This is a genomic window from Micrococcus sp. EYE_212 (assembly GCF_023147585.1).
Classification (GTDB): domain Bacteria; phylum Actinomycetota; class Actinomycetes; order Actinomycetales; family Micrococcaceae; genus Micrococcus.
Genome location: NZ_JAHXOZ010000013.1, coordinates 1 through 17,449, shown reverse-complemented (window position 1 = coordinate 17,449; position 17,449 = coordinate 1). Strand labels below are relative to the sequence as shown.

Below are 17,449 nucleotides of genomic sequence, written 5' to 3'. Positions count from 1 at the left end.
CCGTCGAGGGGATGGGCCCCGTGCTGAGCCCCCGTGCGGACACCCCCCGCACGGAGTCCCTGCACGGGTGGGACGCGCCGGGCTGGCGCGGCCTGCGCGTCGTGGTCACCGGGCTGGGCGTCAGCGGATTCTCCGTGGCGGACACGCTGGCCGAGCTCGGCGCCGTCGTGACGGTGGTGGACGGCAACGACGGCCCGGAGAACCAGGCCCGCGCGGAGACCCTGCGGATCGTCGGCGTCTCCGAGGTGCTCCTCGACGCCGAGGCGACCCGCTCCCTGCCCGTCGTGGCCGGGGAGCCGGCGGACCTCGTCGTGACCTCCCCGGGCTGGCGCCCGGATCAGCCGCTGCTCATGGAGGCGCACGCCGCCGGCCTGCCGATCTGGTCGGACATCGAGCTGGCCTGGCGCGTGCGGGAGCGGCCCGGCCGCCCGACCGCCGAGTGGGTCTGCCTCACGGGCACCAACGGCAAGACGACCACCGTGACGATGGTCGAGGCCATCCTGCGCGCCGGCGGGCGCCGCGCGATCGCGTGCGGCAACGTGGGCACGCCCGTGCTCGACGCCGTCCGCGACCCCGAGGGCTTCGACGTCCTCGCCCTCGAGCTCTCGAGCTTCCAGCTGCACTGGACGCACAGCCTCGCCCCGGCCGCCGCCGCCGTGCTCAACCTCGCCGAGGACCACGTCGACTGGCACGGCTCCCTGGAGGCCTACGCCGCGGACAAGGGCAAGGTCTATCAGAACGCGCGCGTGGCCTGTGTCTACAACGAGGCCGACGCCTTGACGCGCACCCTCGTGGAGCGCGCGGACGTGCAGGAGGGCTGCCGCGCGATCGCCTTCACCACGGGCACCCCCGGGCTGTCCACGGTGGGCATGGTGGACGGCATCCTCGTGGACCGCGCCTTCACCGAGAACCGCCGGCACGAGGCCGTCGCCCTCGCCGCGCGCTCCGACCTGGGCGCCGTCGCCCCGAAGCACACGGTGGCGAACGCCGCGGCCGCCGCCGCGCTCACCCGTGCCGTGGGCGTGAGCCCCGAGGCCGTCGCGGAGGGCCTGCGCGGCTACGACCGCGGCGAGCACCGCATCCAGCTCGTGGCCACCTCCCGCGACGTGATGTGGGTGAACGACTCCAAGGCCACGAACCCCCACGCCGCCGACGCCTCCCTGGCCGCGTTCACCTCGATCGTCTGGCTCGCGGGCGGACTGCCCAAGGGCGTGACCTTCGACGAGCTCGTGAGCACGCACGCGAGGCGGCTGCGCGCCGTGGTCCTGCTCGGCACGGACACCTCCGTGCTGCGCGCGGCCCTCGCGGCCCACGCCCCGGACGTGCCCGTCCACGCGCCGCTGGCGGACGTCGACGGCGCCGGATCGCCGGACGGCCCGGCCGTCATGGCCGCGGCCGTGCGGCTCGCGGACACGCTCGCCCGGCCGGGGGACACCGTCCTCATGGCGCCGGCCGCGGCGTCCATGGACCAGTTCCGCTCGTACGCCGAGCGCGGAGACAGCTTCATCGCCTCCGTCGCGGCCCTGATGCAGGAGCACGGCTGGGACGTGGACGGCGAGGGCCCCGGCCCCGACGCCCCGGACCCGTCCTGACCACCCGACCGACCGCCACCCCGAGGAGCACCATGCCGCACACCGCACCGAGCCGCCCGGCGGCGACGCGCGGAGCGCACGGCGCCCCGGGCCGTCCCGCCCGCCCCGGCAGCCCGATGACCCGGGTCTGGGCGGGCCTGGAGGGCGCCCGCGCCCTGGACCTCTCCGCGTTCCTGATCGGGACCAGCGCGGCCCTCCTGACCGTGCTGGGCCTCGTGATGGTCCTCTCCTCGTCCTCGGTCGAGGCCATCGGCACCGGCGGAGGCTCCTACGACCTGTTCCTGCGCCAGCTCATGTGGGCCGGCGTGGGCGTGGCCGTGCTCATCGGGTTCTCCCTCACGCCCCTGCGGGTGCTGAAGGCGCTGGCGTGGCCGGCGATCGGCATGGCGATCCTGCTCCTGGTGCTCGTGGCCTTCACCCCGCTGGGCGTGGAGGTCGGCGGCAACCGCAACTGGCTCGGCATCGGCGGCTTCCGGATGCAGCCCTCGGAGGCGGCCAAGCTCGCCCTCGCGCTGTGGAGCGGGGCCGTGCTGGAACGCAAGGCCCGCCTCATCTCCCACGTCAAGCACGCGCTGCTGCCCGTGCTCCCCATGGCCGCGCTCCTGATCGGCCTCGTGCTCGCCGGCCGGGACCTCGGCACCGCCCTCATCCTCGCCCTCGTCCTCATGACCGTCCTCTTCGTGGCCGGCACCCACCGGGGGGTGTTCCTCGTCTCCGGAGCCGTGGTGACGGTGGGGGCGATCCTGATGACCGTGTTCGCCCCGCACCGCATGGTGCGCGTGCAGGCGTGGCGCGGGATCTGCGACTTCCCCACGGACCCGTGCTTCCAGCCGGACCACGGCATGTTCGCGCTCGCCTCGGGCGGCTGGTGGGGGGTGGGCCTCGGCCAGTCCCGCCAGAAGTGGAGCTACATCCCGGAGGCGGAGAACGACTTCATCTTCACCATCCTGGGCGAGGAGCTCGGCCTCGTCGGCACCCTCGCCGTGATCCTGGCGTTCGCCGCCCTGGCCGTCGGCATGTACCGCGTGGCCGCCCGCACCACGTCCACGTTCATCCGCCTGACCACGTGGGGGATCCTCGCGTGGCTCGTGGGCCAGGCCTTCGTGAACATCGCCATGGTCTCCGGGATGATCCCCGTGGTGGGCGTGCCCCTGCCGTTCATCTCCTACGGCGGCTCGGCGCTCACGCTGTCCCTGGCCGCGGTGGGCGTGGTCCTCTCCTTCGCCCGCCACGAGCGCCGGCGCGCCGCAGAGCTGCGGGCACTGGCCCACGACGACGACGGCGCCGCCGGCCTCGACGACGGGCCGGCGGCCGACGCCGTGCCGGACGCCCGGCCCGCCTCCCGGGCGCACACCGACTCGGCGGAGCCGGAGACCGATCCCATCCCGCTCGTCCCTTCCCCCACCCGTGCACCGCAGGAGTCCTGATGCCGCAGACCCCCGAGACCGACCGTCCGCTCCGCGTCGTCCTGGCCGGCGGCGGCACCGCCGGCCACATCTCGCCCATGCTCGCCATCGCCCGTGCCCTGGGGGCGGACCAGGGGCAGGTACCCGCCGTGTGCACCATGGTGGGCACCGCCTCCGGCATGGAGACCCGCCTGGTTCCCGAGGCCGGCTTCGAGCTGGACCTCATCGACCGCGTCCCCATGCCCCGACGCCCCTCGATGGACGTCGTCCGCTTTCCGGGGCGCTTCCGCGCGGCCATCGGCGCGGCGAGCCGCATCCTCGCCGAGCGGGAGGCGGACGTGCTCGTGGGCGTGGGCGGCTACGTCGCCACGCCGATGTACCTCGCCGCCCAGCGGGCCGGCATCCCGTACGTGGTCCACGAGGCCAACGCGAAGCCGGGGCTGGCCAACCGCCTCGGCGCCCGCCGGGCCTCGCGCGTCGGCACCGCCCTGCCCCAGACCCGCCTGCCGCGCGCGGAGTGGGTCGGGATGCCCATGCGCCCGGAGATCTCGGGCCTCGACCGCAGCGCCGCACGGGCTGCCGCCCGCGCCGAGCTCGGCCTGGACCCGGAGCCCACCACCGTGGTGGTGACCGGCGGCAGCTCCGGTGCGCTGGCCGTGAACCGCACCGTGCGCGAGTCGCTGGACGACCTCCTCGGAGCGGGCCTGCAGGTCTTCCACCTCACGGGCCGCGGCAAGGAGCTCACCGACGACGCCGGCCACCGGGTCCAGCGCGACGGCTACGTCCAGCGCGAGTTCCTGAGCGGCATGGAGCGGGCCTACGCCGCCGCCGACCTCATGGTCGCCCGCTCCGGCGCCGGCACGGTGTGCGAGGTCTCGGCGGTGGGGCTGCCCGCCGTGTTCGTCCCGCTGCCCGTGGGCAACGGCGAGCAGGCGCTCAACGCCGGGCCCGTGGTGGAGGCCGGCGGCGCCCTCCTCGTGCGCGACGACATGTTCCGCGCGGACTGGGTCCGACGCGAGCTGATCCCCCTGGCCACCGACCCCGCGCGCCTGTCCGCGATGGCGGAGGCCTCCGCGCGCCTGGGCGTGCGGGACGCGGACGTGACGATGGCCGGCCTCGTGCGCGCGGCGGCCCAGGAAGGAGCACGGCGATGAGCCACCAGACCACCCCCGCATCCGAGGGGCGCTTCGCCGACCTCGGCCGCGTCCACCTGCTCGGGATCGGCGGCGTCGGCGTCTCCGGCGTCGCGCGCATCCTCCAGGACCAGGGCGTCGCGATCTCCGGCTCGGACGCCAAGGACCTGCCCGTCATGCGCGAGCTCGCCGCGGGCGGGGCCCGCATCACGGTGGGCTACGCGGCCGAGCACGTGGGGGAGGACGTCACCACCGTGATCGCCTCCTCGATCGCCGGCCCGGGCAACCCGGAGCACGACGCCGCCGTGGAGCGCGGCCTGCGCGTGCTGCACCGCTCGGAGGGCCTCGCCCTCGCCATGGCGGGGCACCGGGTGCTCGCCGTCGCCGGCACCCACGGCAAGACCACGACCTCGTCCATGGCGGCGATGGCCTTCTCCTCCGCGGGCTGGGACCCGACGTTCGCCGTCGGCGCCGCCGTCGCCGGGCTCGGCACGAACGCCCAGGCCGGCCGGGGCGAGTGGTTCATCGCGGAGGCCGACGAGTCCGACGGCACGCTCGTGAACTACCCCAGCACGATCGCCGTGGTCACCACCGTGGAGGCCGACCACCTGGACCACTACGGCACGGAGGAGGCGGTGCACCAGGTGTTCCGCGACTTCGCGGCCGGGCTGCCGGCCGCCGCGGAAGGCGGAGCACTCGTGGCGTGCCTGGACGACGACGGCGCGGCCGCCCTGGCCGCGTGGGCGCGGGTCCACACCGCGGCGCGGGTCCTCACCTACGGCTCCGCCGAGCGCGACGGAGTGCGTCCGGACCTGCTGGTCTCGGACCTCACGGTGGAGCCGGGGGAGTCGGGGGTGGGCCAGCGCGCCCGCTTCACGCTCGCCGACGGGACCTCCGCGGAGGTCCGGCTGCAGGTGCCGGGACGCCACAACGCCCTGAACGGGGCGGCCGTGGCGCTCGCCGCCGTCGAGGCCGGCATGGTCTTCGAGGACGCCGTGCGCGGCCTCGAGGCCTTCCGAGGCACCGCCCGGCGCTTCGAGTTCCGCGGCGCCGGCCGTGGCGTGCGCGTCTTCGACGACTATGCGCACCACCCCACCGAGGTGGCGGCCGCCGTCTCGGCGGCCCGTGCGGTGGCGGACGGGCACCGCGTGCACGTGCTCTTCCAGCCGCACCTGTTCTCCCGGACGCGCGAGTTCGCCGCCGAGTTCGCCACGGCGCTCTCCGGAGCGGACGTCGTGCGCGTGCTGCCCGTGTACGCGGCCCGCGAGCAGCCGATGGAGGGGGTGGACTCCTCGCTCATCGCGTCCCGCCTGACCACCGCCGACCCGGCAGACCGGGCCGTGGCGGAGGACCGCGCCGCCGCCGTGGCCCAGCTGGCCCGCGGTGCGGCGGACGGCGACGTGATCCTCACGATGGGCGCGGGCGACGTCACCGCCCATGGCGCCGACCTCGTGGCGGCCCTGGCCGACGACGCGGGCACGGCGTCCTCCCCCGCCTCGTGAGCGAGCGGCCGGGCCGTCCGCTGCCTCCCGTGGGGGACGCCGGGTCCACGGTGGTCCGCTTCCCCGGGCGCAGCGCCCGCCAGCGCCGGGCCGCCCGCTGGGCGATCGGCGCCGGCGTCGCCGCGCTCCTGGCCCTCGTCGCCTGGATCCTGTTCTTCTCTCCCGTCCTCGCGGTCGACCGCGTGTCGGTGACCGGCACGCGGCTGGTGGACCGGGCCGACGTCGAGCGCCGTCTCGAGCCGTTGCGGGGCGAGCCGCTGCCGCGCATCGGGACGGGCCGGGTGGAGGGCCTGCTCGCGGACGTCCCGGGCATCGCCGAGGTGCGCTCCGTGGCCCAGCCGCCCACCGGTGTGGAGGTGGTCGTGCGGGAGGAGACCCCCGTGGCGCGGAAGGAGGCGGGGGACAGGGTCGACGTGCTGCTCGCGGACGGCTCCGTCCTGTCCGGCATCGCGGACGAGGCGCCCGGGATCGGCGCGCTGCCCTCCATGGCGGATCCCCTGCCCGGCGGGGACGAGGCGGTGCGCGCCGAGGCGGCCCGCGTCCTCACCACGCTGCCGGACGCGGTCCGCTCCCGCGTGGAGACGGTGGGCACGGGCACGCCCGGGCAGGTGAGGCTCGGGCTCGACGGCGGCACGGTCCTCGTGTGGGGAGACGACTCGCACGCCGACCTCAAGGGGGACGTCGTCGAGGCCTTCCTGGACGAGGACGGCGGCGGCCCGGACCTGCGCCGCGTGAAGGAGCTGGACGTCTCGGTCCCGGAGCGGCCGATCACCCGCTGAGGCACCATCGCCGGGGGCGACGGGGTCTCAAGGTGAAAGTGAAGATGAAGGTTGTGCTCGACCGACCGGCGCCCTCGCTCGACCTGCTCCGACGAAGGCCTGAAGTTCGACTCTCACGTGAAGGTTGAACAACGACACGCGCGAGCCCCGCCGTGATGCGGATTTCTTTGCGCTGGCCGCGCCCATGCCAGTACGGTGGTCCTGAACGCGCGTGAGCGGCATCATTCAAGCTGAGCTTGAAGGCGGCTCGTCAAGGGGTCCGTACCCCGTCGGGCGTGGACATCGCGATTCCGAGCAAAGGGACTGAACACCGTGGCTGCACCCCAGAACTACCTGGCCGTCATCAAGGTCGTCGGCATCGGCGGCGGCGGCGTCAACGCCGTGAACCGCATGATCGAGGTGGGGCTCCGCGGCGTGGAGTTCATCGCGATCAACACGGACGCACAGGCGCTCCTGATGTCCGACGCGGACGTGAAGCTGGACGTGGGCCGCGAGCTCACCCGCGGCCTCGGTGCCGGCGCGAACCCCGAGGTGGGCCGCCAGGCCGCCGAGGACCACGCCGATGAGATCGAGGAGGTCCTGCGCGGGGCGGACATGGTCTTCGTGACCGCCGGCGAGGGCGGCGGCACCGGCACCGGCGGCGCCCCCGTGGTGGCCCGCATCGCCCGCTCGCTCGGCGCGCTGACCATCGGCGTCGTGACCCGCCCGTTCACCTTCGAGGGCCGCCGCCGCGCGGGCTCCGCGGAGAACGGCATCGACGCGCTGCGGGACGAGGTCGACACCCTGATCGTCATCCCGAACGACCGCCTGCTCTCCATCTCGGACCGCAACGTCTCCGTCATGGACGCGTTCCGTCAGGCGGACCAGGTCCTGCTCTCCGGCGTGCAGGGCATCACCGACCTCATCACCACCCCCGGCCTGATCAACCTCGACTTCGCGGACGTGAAGTCCGTGATGCAGGGCGCGGGCTCGGCGCTCATGGGCATCGGCCACGCCCAGGGCGAGGACCGTGCCGTCAAGGCCGCCGAGCTCGCCATCGCCTCCCCGCTGCTCGAGGCCTCGATCGACGGCGCCTACGGCGTGCTGCTCTCCATCCAGGGCGGCTCCGATCTCGGCCTGTTCGAGATCAACGAGGCCGCGCGCCTCGTCCAGGAGGTCGCGCACCCCGAGGCCAACATCATCTTCGGCGCCGTGATCGACGACGCCCTGGGCGACGAGGTCCGCGTCACCGTGATCGCCGCCGGGTTCGACCAGGTGGACGCCACCTCCGCCCCGCAGGCCTACCAGCAGCCCGCCCCGCAGGCGCAGTCCTCCTCCTACCCGCAGGCGCAGCAGCTGCCGCAGCAGCGCGAGGCCCCGTCCACGCAGCAGCAGCAGGCCCCGCAGCAGTCGGCTCCGCAGGGATACACCCAGCCGCAGCGTGCCGCGGTGCCGGGCACGGTCCCGACGCAGTCCGGCCAGCAGGGCCAGCAGCAGTCCCGCCCGCGTCCCGAGCTGCCCACCGTCGTCGAGCCCGACCTGGGCGCCGGCTCGTCCGACCTGGACGTGCCGGACTTCCTGAAGTGACCGCCTCGAAGGGGCCGGAGGGGACCGTCGTGGGCCGCTCCGGCCCCTTCGTGCACCGTGTGGACCTCCCGGCAGGCGGCCGGGGGAGCGCGGTGCACGTGGCGTGGACGTCCGTGGACGCGGGCAGCCTCGCCTTCCACGTCCTGGACTCGGACGCCCCCGCCGCACGCGCGGACGTCGCGGCGGCGCGCCGCGCCCTCGAGGCGGAGATGGGCGTGACGCCCGGGTCCACCGTCTACCTCGACCAGGTCCACTCGGCGGACGTGGTGTGGGCCGAGGGCCGCGGCTGGGAGCACGACGCCCCCGTGACCGCCGACGCCGCGGTGAGCCGCGATGGCACCCGTCCCCTCGCCGTCATGGTGGCCGACTGCCTCCCGGTGGTCCTCATGGACGAGCGCACGGGCGCCACCGCGGTCGCGCACGCGGGCCGGCGCGGCCTGCTGGGCGGCGTCCTGGAGAACACGCATGCGCGCCTCCTCTCCCTCCGCCCGGCCGAGGACCGGGAGGCCCCGGGGATCCGCGCGTGGATCGGTCCCGGCGTGTGCGGGAACTGCTACGAGGTCCCCCCGCAGATGTGCGCCGATGCCGCCGAGCGGATCCCCGTCGTCGCCTCGCGCACCTCGTGGGGCACCCCCGCGCTCGACCTGCCGGCCGGCGCCGAGGCCGTCCTCGCGTCCCTGGGTGCCGCCGTGGAGCGCGTCCGGGCGTGCACCCTCGAGGACGATCGGCTCTTCTCCCACCGGCGGGCGCCGGGCCGAGGCCGGTTCGCCGGGCTCGTGTGGCGCACCCCCGCGGACGCCTCCACCGGGGAGGCGCAGCGTGGCTGAGCGCCCCGCCGACACCTGCACCCCCGATGCCGGCACCGGGGACGTCCCCATCGACGGCGTCGGTGCCGCCGACGCCCGCACCGCTGAGCTGGCCGCCGCGCTGGACGCCGTCCGTGCGCGCATCGCGCGGGCCGCGGCCGGGGCCGGACGCGCCGACGTGCCCGAGCTGATCGTGGTGACCAAGACCCACCCGGCCGCAGACGTCGCCCGGCTGGCGCGCCTCGGCGTGCGCGACGTGGGGGAGAACCGCGACCAGGAGGCCCGGCCCAAGGCGGCCGAGGTCGCCGAGGCGCTCGGCGCCGACGCCCCGCGGTGGCACTTCATCGGCCAGCTGCAGACCAACAAGGCCAAGCTCGTCGTGCGGTACGCGAGCGCCGTGCACTCCGTGGACCGCGTCGAGCTCGCAAACGCGCTCTCCCGCGCCGTGGTGCTGCGGCGCGAGCGGGAGGGCGGGGGAGCGGACGGCGTGCCCGACCTCGAGTGCCTCGTCCAGGTGGACGTGGACCCGCGGTCCGACGACGAGCGCCCGGAGGGCATCGGACCGCGCGGGGGGGCGTCCCCCGAGGACGCCTCCGCGATCGCCGAGCGGATCGCCGCCGCCGAGGGGCTCGCCCTGCGCGGGCTCATGTGCGTGGCCCCGCGCGGACTCGACGCGGAGGAGTCCTTCCGCCGCCTGGCCCGTCTCGGCCGCGACCTGCGGGCGGCCCACCCCGAGGCCGACCGGCTCTCGATGGGCATGAGCGGGGACCTCGAGGCCGCCGTGCGTGCGGGGGCGACACACGTCCGGATCGGCTCGGACGTCCTCGGCGCGCGCGGCGCCGTGGGATAACGTGGGGAGGGCATGCCCGCGAGGCGGGCGACACCCCGCGCCCCGTGCGCGGGCGACGAACGACGGCGATCCGCGCCCCGGCGGATCGCAGGACGTGGTGAAGGAAGAGTCATGGCTGGCGCACTGAAGAAGACGATGATCTACCTCGGTCTCGCCGACGGCGAGGAGTACGAGGAGCACGAGCGCACCGCCGCTCCGCGCGAGGAGGCCTCCCGCCGCGACGTGGTGGAGGCTCGCCGTGCCCCGGCGCCGGACGAGGCTCCCGCGTTCGAGGAGGCTCCCGCGCGCGTGGAGCAGCCCGCCCACGCCGCCGGCTCCACCGCCGCCCCCGTGGTGTCCGAGCCCACCGAGGTCCGGCGGGCCGCGCGGCCCGAGCCGGCGGACCAGGGCTACCGGGCCCCCGTCACCCCCATCAAGCGAGCCGCCGCCTCGTCGGCCGAAGGAGCCCCCGTGCGCACCCTCTCCACCGTCCACCCACGCTCCTACGACGACGCCAAGGCGATCGGCGAGGCGTTCCGCACCGGCATGCCGGTGATCATGAACGTCACGGAGCTCGGTGAGAACGAGGCCAAGCGCCTCGTGGACTTCGCCGCGGGCCTCGTGTTCGGCCTGCACGGCTCGATCGCGCGCATCACGAACAAGGTCTTCCTCCTGACCCCCGCCACGGTCGAGGTCGTGGGCGCGGACACCGCCGAGTCGGCCGAGGCCGACGCGCCGTACGACGCCGACTGAGGCTGCCGTGGACCTGCTGCTCGCCCTCGTCTACCTCGCGCTCACGCTCGTGATCGCGGCCCTCACGGTCCGCATCGTGTTCGACGTGACCGAGTCCTTCGCCCGCTCGTGGCGGCCCTCGGGTGCCGTCCTCGTCATGGCGAGCGGCATCTACGCGGTCACGGATCCCCTCCTGGACACCGCGCGGCGGCGCATGCCGCCGGTGCGGCTCGGCGGCGTCAGCCTCGACGTGGCCTTCCTCGTGGTCTTCATGGCCGTGGTGCTGCTGCGCGTCCTGGTGCTCGCCCTCGCCCGCTGACCCCCGGAGTCGCCGCGGCACCCGGTGGTATCGTGCGGTGACGACCTGAGGCGCGCGCAGTCGGCCGCGCCCACCACCGCGGGCCGTGCCGGTGCTCGGCGCGCGCGAGAGAAGGGTGCCCCTCCGTGGCTCTGACCTGGGAAGACGTGCTCAACAAGCAGTTCCAGCACACCAAGTTCCGGGAGGGGTACGACCAGGACGAGGTCGACGACTTCCTCGACGCGGTCGCGGAGGAGCTCAAGCGCCTGCACGCCGAGATCGAGCGGCTGCGCGCGGGCGGGGCCGCCGAGGCCCCCGAGGCGGGCGTCTCGTTCGCGCCCGGCGACGCCCCCGCGCAGGAGCGCCCGGAGCTCGTGCTGGCCGCCGGCGAGGCGGAGGCCGCGGATCTCGAGGCCGAGGCGACGGCCGCACCCGCCGCGTCCGACGGGCCTGCTCAGGCCGGCTCCTCGGCGGCAGCCGTGCTCGCCATGGCCCAGCGGCTGCACGACGAGCACGTGTCCGACGGCGAGCAGCGCCGCGCCGCGCTCATCGCCGAGGCCGAGGCCACGGCCGCCGAGGTGCTCGGCCAGGCCGAGGAGACCAAGGCAGCGACCCTCGCGGAGCTGGCCTCCCAGCGCTCCGAGCTGGAGTCCGAGGTCGAGCGGCTGCGCGGCTTCGAGACCGACTACCGCCTCCGCCTGACCGCCTACATCGAGGGGCAGCTGCGCGAGATCCGATCCCAGGAGCGGGTGGAGCCCCGCGGGGAGACCGCGTGAGCACAGCGCTCGACGGGGCCGGGGACGGCACCCCCCGCGCGGCGGTCTCCGGCCGTCGCGCCGTCGGCGTCGCCCTGACCCTCGCCGTGCTCGCCTACGCGCTCGACCAGCTGAGCAAGCTGTGGGTCGAGCGCACCATGGAGCTCGGCGAGTCGATCGTCGTGATCCCGGGTCTGCTGCGGTGGCACTACATCCTGAACCCGGGCGCGGCCTTCTCGATCGGGGAGGGGCACACCTGGGTCTTCACCCTCATCCAGGCCGTGGTCGCCGTGGTCGCGCTCGTGCAGATCGCCCGCGTGCGCTCGCTGCCGTGGGCGCTCGCCCTGGGCGGCCTGGCCGGCGGCGTGCTCGGCAACCTCACGGACCGGCTGTTCCGGCCGCCGTCGTTCGGCCAGGGCCACGTGGTGGACATGATCTCCGTGCCCCGCTTCGCGGTCTTCAACGTGGCCGACTCCTTCATCGTGTGCTCCATGATCCTCGTGTGCCTGCTGCTGGTGACCGGCCGCCGGCTCGACGGCACCCGCGAGGCGTGAGCGGCATGGGCGCAGGCGTGCGGCGCGTGGAGGTCACGGCCGAGCAGGCGGGCAGGCGCGCCGACGCCGTCCTCACGGAGGCCCTCGGCGTGTCCCGCGCGCGGCTGGCGGACTGGTTCGCGCGCGGGCTCGTCCGCGCCGAGACGCGCGGCGGGCGTCGGGACCGGGTGCTCGCCAAGTCGGCCAGGGCGGTGCCGGGGGAGACCCTGGCCGTGCACCTGCCGAACGATCCCGATCCGCTGGAAGTGAGGGCAGAGGCCGTGGACGAGATGACCGTGCTGCACGAGGACGAGCACCTGCTCGCCGTGGACAAGCCGACCGGCGTGGCGGCCCACCCCTCGCCGGGCTGGAACGGGCCCACCGTGGTCGGCGGCCTCGCGGGCCTGGGCTACGACATCACCACCTCGGGGGCGCCGGAGCGCCAGGGGATCGTGCACCGGCTCGACGTCGGCACCACCGGTGTGATGGTGGTGGCCAAGACGGAGCGCGCATACGCCGCCCTGAAGGACCAGTTCCGCGAGCGCGTGCCGCACAAGGTCTACCACGCGGTGGTGCAGGGGATCCCGGACCCGCTTGCGGGTACGATCGACGCCCCGATCGGCCGCCACCCGGGGCACCAGTGGAAGTTCGCCGTGCTCGAGGGCGGACGGCCCTCCGTGACGCACTACGAGACCCTCGAGGTCTTCGGCCGCGCCACGCTGCTTCAGGTGCACCTCGAGACCGGGCGCACCCACCAGATCCGCGTCCACACCTCCGCGCTGCGGCACCCGTGCGTGGGCGACCTCACCTACGGCGCCGACCCGCGCCTGGCCGCCGAGCTGGGGCTCACGCGGCAGTGGCTCCATGCCCACCACCTCTCCTTCCCGCACCCCGTCACGGGGGAGCCCGTGAGCATCACCTCGCCCTACCCGGACGACCTCGCCCACGCGCTGGCGGCGCTGCGCGGCGACGACGTCGCCGACGCCGCGGGCGAACGGGACTGACCGCCGGGGACCGGAGACCGCAGGCCCGACGCCCGCCGGGCCCGTCCCGCCCGCCCCCCGTGACGCGCAGTAGGCTGGGGCGGGCCCGCCGTCGTCCTCTCCGAAGGAGCTCCACCCCGCATGACCGCGACCTCCGAGACCCGCGCCGAGGCCTTCAAGGACGGCGGCTTCGTCCACCTCCACACGCACACCGAGTACTCGATGCTCGACGGCGCGGCGAAGCTGGACGAGCTGTTCGCCGAGGCCGACCGCCTCGGCATGCAGTCCCTGGCCATCACGGACCACGGCTACCTGTTCGGCGCGTTCGACTTCTGGCGTCAGGCCACCGCGGCGGGCATCAAGCCGATCATCGGCCTCGAGGCCTACCTGACCCCGGGCACGCAGCACCGCACGGACAAGGAGAAGATCCGCTGGGGGGAGCCGCACCAGCGCGGCGACGACGTCTCCGGCGGCGGCGCCTACACGCACATGACCATGCTGGCGCAGTCCACCACGGGCATGCACAACCTCTTCCGCATGGGCTCCATCGCCTCGCTGGACTCGGTGTACGCCAAGTGGCCGCGCATCGACCGGGAGCTGCTGAGCCAGTACTCCTCGGGGCTCATCGCGACCACGGGCTGCCCCTCGGGCGAGGTGCAGACGCGCCTGCGCCTGGGCCAGTACAAGGAGGCCGTGGCGGCGGCCGCCGAGTTCCGGGACATCTTCGGGGCCGAGAACTTCTACTGCGAGATCATGCAGCACGGCCTGGACATCGAGAAGCGCGTCATCACGGACCTGCGCCGCCTGGCCAAGGACCTGAGCCTGCCGCTCGTGGCCACGAACGACCTGCACTACACGCACGAGCACGACGCCAAGGCCCACGAGGCGCTGCTGGCCCTGCAGTCCGGCTCCAAGCTCAACGAGCCCAGCTACGACCAGGGCGGCTCGCGCTTCGCGTTCTCCGGCACGGAGTACTACCTGAAGTCGCCGCGGCAGATGCGCGAGCTCTTCCGGGAGATCCCGGAGGCGTGCGACAACACCCTCGTGATCGCCGAGCGCTGCGAGTCCACGTTCGACACGGACGCCAACTACATGCCGGTGTTCCCCACGCCGGAGGGCGAGGACGAGACCAGCTGGCTCATCAAGGAGGTCACGAAGGGCCTCGACTACCGTTATCCGGACGGCGTCCCGGACCACGTGCGCAAGCAGGCGGACTACGAGCTGGACGTCATCATCTCGATGGGGTTCCCGGGGTACTTCCTCGTCGTCGCCGACTTCATCAACTGGGCCAAGGAGAACGGGATCCGCGTGGGCCCGGGCCGCGGCTCGGGAGCCGGCTCCATGGTGGCGTACGCGCTGCGCATCACCGACCTGGACCCGCTGAAGCACGGGCTGATCTTCGAGCGCTTCCTCAACCCGGACCGCGTGTCCATGCCCGACTTCGACGTGGACTTCGACGACCGGCGCCGCTCCGAGGTGATCGACTACGTCACCCGCACGTACGGCGACGAGCGCGTCACCATGATCGTCACGTACGGCACCATCAAGACGAAGCAGGCCCTGAAGGACTCGGCCCGTGTGATGGACCAGCCCTTCTCCATGGGCGAGGCGCTCACCAAGGCCCTGCCGCCGGCCGTGATGGCCAAGGACATCCCGCTCAAGGACATCGAGAACCCGGACGCCCCGCGCTACGGGGAGGCGGCGCCGTTCCGCGAGCTGATCGCGACGGACCCGGTGGCGGCGCAGGTGTTCGAGACCGCGAAGGGCATCGAGGGCCTGAAGCGGCAGTGGGGCGTGCACGCGGCCGGCGTCATCATGTCCTCCGTGCCCGTGGTGGACGTCGTGCCGATCATGCGCCGCCTCCAGGACGGCCAGGTCATCACCCAGTTCGACTACCCCATGGCGGAGTCGCTGGGCCTGATCAAGATGGACTTCCTGGGTCTGCGCAACCTCACGATCATCTCGGACGCGATCGAGAACGTGAAGGCGAACCAGGGCGTGGACCTGGACCTCGAGACCCTCGACGTCGACGACCAGGCCTCCTACGACCTGCTGGCCCGCGGCGACACCCTGGGCGTGTTCCAGCTCGACGGCGGTCCCATGCGCTCCCTGCTGAAGATGATGCGCCCGGACAACTTCGAGGACATCTCGGCGACCATCGCGCTCTACCGTCCGGGCCCCATGGGTGCGAACTCCCACACGAACTACGCGCTGCGCAAGAACGGGCAGCAGGAGATCACGCCGATCCACCCGGAGCTCGAGGAGCCGCTGCGGGAGATCCTGGACACGACGTACGGCCTGATCGTGTACCAGGAGCAGGTCATGGCGATCGCCCAGAAGGTGGCCGGGTACTCGCTCGGCCAGGCGGACATCCTGCGCCGCGCGATGGGCAAGAAGAAGAAGTCCGAGCTGGACAAGCAGTACGCCGCCTTCCACCAGGGCATGCTGGACCGCGGCTTCTCCGAGGCCGCCGTGAAGGCGCTGTGGGACATCCTCCTGCCGTTCTCGGACTACGCGTTCAACAAGGCCCACTCCGCGGCGTACGGACTGGTCTCCTACTGGACGGCGTACCTGAAGGCGCACTACCCGGCCGAGTACATGGCGGCGCTGCTCACCTCGGTGGGCGACGACAAGGACAAGCTCGCGATGTACCTGAACGAGTGCCGCCACATGGGCATCACGGTGCTCCCGCCCGACGTCAACGAGTCCCACCTGACGTTCACCCCGGTGGGCCGGGACATCCGCTTCGGCATGGGGGCGGTGCGCAACGTGGGCGCCAACGTGGTGAAGGGCATGGTGCAGGGCCGCGAGGAGAAGGGCCTCTACACCGGCTTCGGCGACTTCCTGGCCAAGGTGCCGCTCGTGGTCTGCAACAAGCGGACGATCGAGTCCATGATCAAGGCCGGCGCCTTCGACTCCCTCGGCTACGCCCGGCGTGCCCTGCTCGCGGTGCACGAGGAGGCGGTGGACGCCACGGTGGCGCAGAAGCGCAAGGAGGACCACGGCGAGTTCACGTTCGACCTCTTCGCCCTCGGCGGCGCGGCGGAGGCCGAGGACGCCTCGGACGCCTCGGACGGCGTCGCTGTGCCCGAGCTGCCCGAGTGGTCCAAGAAGGACAAGCTCGCCTACGAGCGGGAGATGCTGGGCCTCTACGTGTCCGACCACCCGCTGCAGGGCCTGGACGCCGTGCTCTCCCAGCACGCGGACACGCAGATCACCCGCGTGCTCGACGACGACGGGCCCGCCGACGGCTCCCAGGTCACCATCGCGGGGCTCATCACCACGCTCGAGCGGCGCATCGCCAAGTCCTCCGGCAACGCGTACGCGCGGTGCGAGATCGAGGACCTCGGCGGATCCATGGACGTGATGTTCTTCGGCCAGGTGTACGCCCCGATCGCCATGATGCTCGCGGAGGACCTCGTCGTCGCCGTGAAGGGGCGCGTGCAGCGCCGCGACGACGGCTCCGTGTCCCTCTCCGCGATGGAGCTGACCATCCCCGAGCTGACGGACGGCACGTCCGGGCCCGTGCGCATCCAGATGCCCTCCTTCAAGGCCACGGAGCAGGTGATCGGCCAGCTCGCCGACGTGCTGCGCACCCACGAGGGCTCCTCCGAGGTGCGGCTGACGCTGATGGGCCAGCGCGGAGCGCAGGAGTTCGTGCTCGGCCCGCAGTTCCGCGTGAGCCCGAACCCGGCGCTCTTCGGGGATCTGAAGATCCTGCTCGGTCCGGCCTGCCTGGGCTGATCGCCGGCCGCCGCCGTAGAGTGGGCGCAGGTCAGGCCGAGGTCGTCCACGAGGAGGGAGCGAGAGAGTGCACTGCCCGTACTGCCGTCACGAGGACTCCCGCGTGGTGGACTCCCGTTCCCTCGACGACGGCTCGGCGATCCGCCGCCGCCGCCAGTGCCAGGCGTGCGGCAAGCGCTTCACCACCATGGAGACCACCGCGCTCACCGTGGTCAAGCGCTCGGGCGTGGCCGAGCCCTTCGAGCGCTCCAAGGTGATCAACGGGGTCCGCAAGGCCTGCCAGGGCCGGCCGGTCACGAGCGACGACCTGGCCATGCTCGCCCAGGAGGTCGAGGAGACCGTCCGCGCCTCGGGCAACGCCGAGGTGGACGCCCACGACGTGGGCCTGGCGATCCTGGACCCCCTGCGCCGCCTCGACCAGGTCGCCTTCCTGCGCTTCGCCTCCGTCTACCGGGACTTCGAGTCGCTGAGCGACTTCGAGGACGCGATCGCGGACCTGCGCGACGCCGAGGGCGAGGCCCCCGGACGGCCCGCGGTGCAGCCCCGGCTGTTCACGCGCTAGGTGTACCCGGTCAGGACGTTGGTGGCACGAGGGAGCTTGAACAAAGGAGAACCTCCGGGTGGGATGTGGCTTGTCTAAGGCCCACATCACAAACCCAGAGGTTCTCATGTCCCACGGTAGCGCCCGCCTGACCGTTCACGGCCGTCGACTCATCGTCCAACGCCACCAAGCCGGATGGGCTCAAGCCCACATCGCCGCCGCGATGGGGGTCTCACGAAAATGCGTGAAA

Annotated in this window: 16 protein-coding genes; all 16 read left to right on the top strand. The window is 73.5% G+C overall.

Annotation, left to right across the window (positions count from 1 at the left end):
- Positions 1–11: 11 nt before the first annotated feature.
- Positions 12–1,592, top strand: a complete 1,581-nt coding sequence (gene murD / locus KZX60_RS09195) for a UDP-N-acetylmuramoyl-L-alanine--D-glutamate ligase (protein WP_248117800.1) — start codon at positions 12–14, stop codon at positions 1,590–1,592.
- Positions 1,593–1,624: 32 nt separating this feature from the next.
- Positions 1,625–3,019, top strand: a complete 1,395-nt coding sequence (gene ftsW / locus KZX60_RS09190) for a putative lipid II flippase FtsW (protein ID WP_248117693.1) — start codon at positions 1,625–1,627, stop codon at positions 3,017–3,019.
- On the top strand, positions 3,019–4,152 hold the full coding sequence (gene murG / locus KZX60_RS09185; RefSeq protein WP_248117691.1) for an undecaprenyldiphospho-muramoylpentapeptide beta-N-acetylglucosaminyltransferase: 1,134 nt from the start codon (positions 3,019–3,021) through the stop codon (positions 4,150–4,152). The genes ftsW and murG overlap by 1 nt, the downstream gene beginning before the upstream one ends.
- The gene (murC, locus tag KZX60_RS09180) at positions 4,149–5,633 is read left to right on the top strand and encodes a UDP-N-acetylmuramate--L-alanine ligase (protein WP_248117689.1); all 1,485 of its coding nucleotides are present in this window, start codon (positions 4,149–4,151) and stop codon (positions 5,631–5,633) included. The genes murG and murC overlap by 4 nt, the downstream gene beginning before the upstream one ends.
- Positions 5,630–6,412, top strand: a complete 783-nt coding sequence (locus tag KZX60_RS09175) for an FtsQ-type POTRA domain-containing protein (protein WP_248117687.1) — start codon at positions 5,630–5,632, stop codon at positions 6,410–6,412. The genes murC and KZX60_RS09175 overlap by 4 nt, the downstream gene beginning before the upstream one ends.
- A gap of 312 nt (positions 6,413–6,724) precedes the next feature.
- Positions 6,725–7,978 (top strand): cell division protein FtsZ, encoded by a 1,254-nt coding sequence (ftsZ, locus tag KZX60_RS09170; protein WP_248117685.1) that lies wholly within the window; start codon positions 6,725–6,727, stop codon positions 7,976–7,978.
- Entirely contained in the window at positions 7,975–8,805 is an 831-nt protein-coding gene (locus KZX60_RS09165; protein WP_248117683.1) for a polyphenol oxidase family protein, read from the top strand. The genes ftsZ and KZX60_RS09165 overlap by 4 nt, the downstream gene beginning before the upstream one ends.
- Before the next feature lie 49 nt (positions 8,806–8,854).
- Complete coding sequence (locus tag KZX60_RS09160) at positions 8,855–9,634, top strand: YggS family pyridoxal phosphate-dependent enzyme (RefSeq protein ID WP_248117797.1); 780 nt, start codon at positions 8,855–8,857, stop codon at positions 9,632–9,634.
- Between the two features lie 111 nt (positions 9,635–9,745).
- Positions 9,746–10,366, top strand: coding sequence for a cell division protein SepF (sepF, locus tag KZX60_RS09155; protein WP_248117681.1), 621 nt, complete (start codon positions 9,746–9,748; stop codon positions 10,364–10,366).
- 7 nt (positions 10,367–10,373) lie between these two features.
- Positions 10,374–10,664: a YggT family protein gene (locus KZX60_RS09150; protein WP_248117679.1), complete on the top strand. Its 291-nt coding sequence runs from the start codon at positions 10,374–10,376 to the stop codon at positions 10,662–10,664.
- Positions 10,665–10,789: 125 nt separating this feature from the next.
- Positions 10,790–11,419 (top strand): DivIVA domain-containing protein, encoded by a 630-nt coding sequence (locus tag KZX60_RS09145; protein ID WP_248117677.1) that lies wholly within the window; start codon positions 10,790–10,792, stop codon positions 11,417–11,419.
- A gap of 74 nt (positions 11,420–11,493) precedes the next feature.
- Positions 11,494–11,952: a signal peptidase II gene (gene lspA / locus KZX60_RS09140; RefSeq protein ID WP_248117795.1), complete on the top strand. Its 459-nt coding sequence runs from the start codon at positions 11,494–11,496 to the stop codon at positions 11,950–11,952.
- A 5-nt stretch (positions 11,953–11,957) separates the two neighbouring features.
- Positions 11,958–12,935, top strand: a complete 978-nt coding sequence (locus KZX60_RS09135; protein ID WP_248117675.1) for an RluA family pseudouridine synthase — start codon at positions 11,958–11,960, stop codon at positions 12,933–12,935.
- Between the two features lie 120 nt (positions 12,936–13,055).
- Positions 13,056–16,658, top strand: coding sequence for a DNA polymerase III subunit alpha (dnaE, locus tag KZX60_RS09130; protein WP_248117673.1), 3,603 nt, complete (start codon positions 13,056–13,058; stop codon positions 16,656–16,658).
- Positions 16,659–16,725: 67 nt separating this feature from the next.
- The gene (gene nrdR / locus KZX60_RS09125; protein WP_248117670.1) at positions 16,726–17,220 is read left to right on the top strand and encodes a transcriptional regulator NrdR; all 495 of its coding nucleotides are present in this window, start codon (positions 16,726–16,728) and stop codon (positions 17,218–17,220) included.
- 106 nt (positions 17,221–17,326) lie between these two features.
- Positions 17,327–17,449: leucine zipper domain-containing protein (locus KZX60_RS09120; RefSeq protein WP_248115683.1), on the top strand; the 123-nt coding region annotated here is incomplete at its 3' end.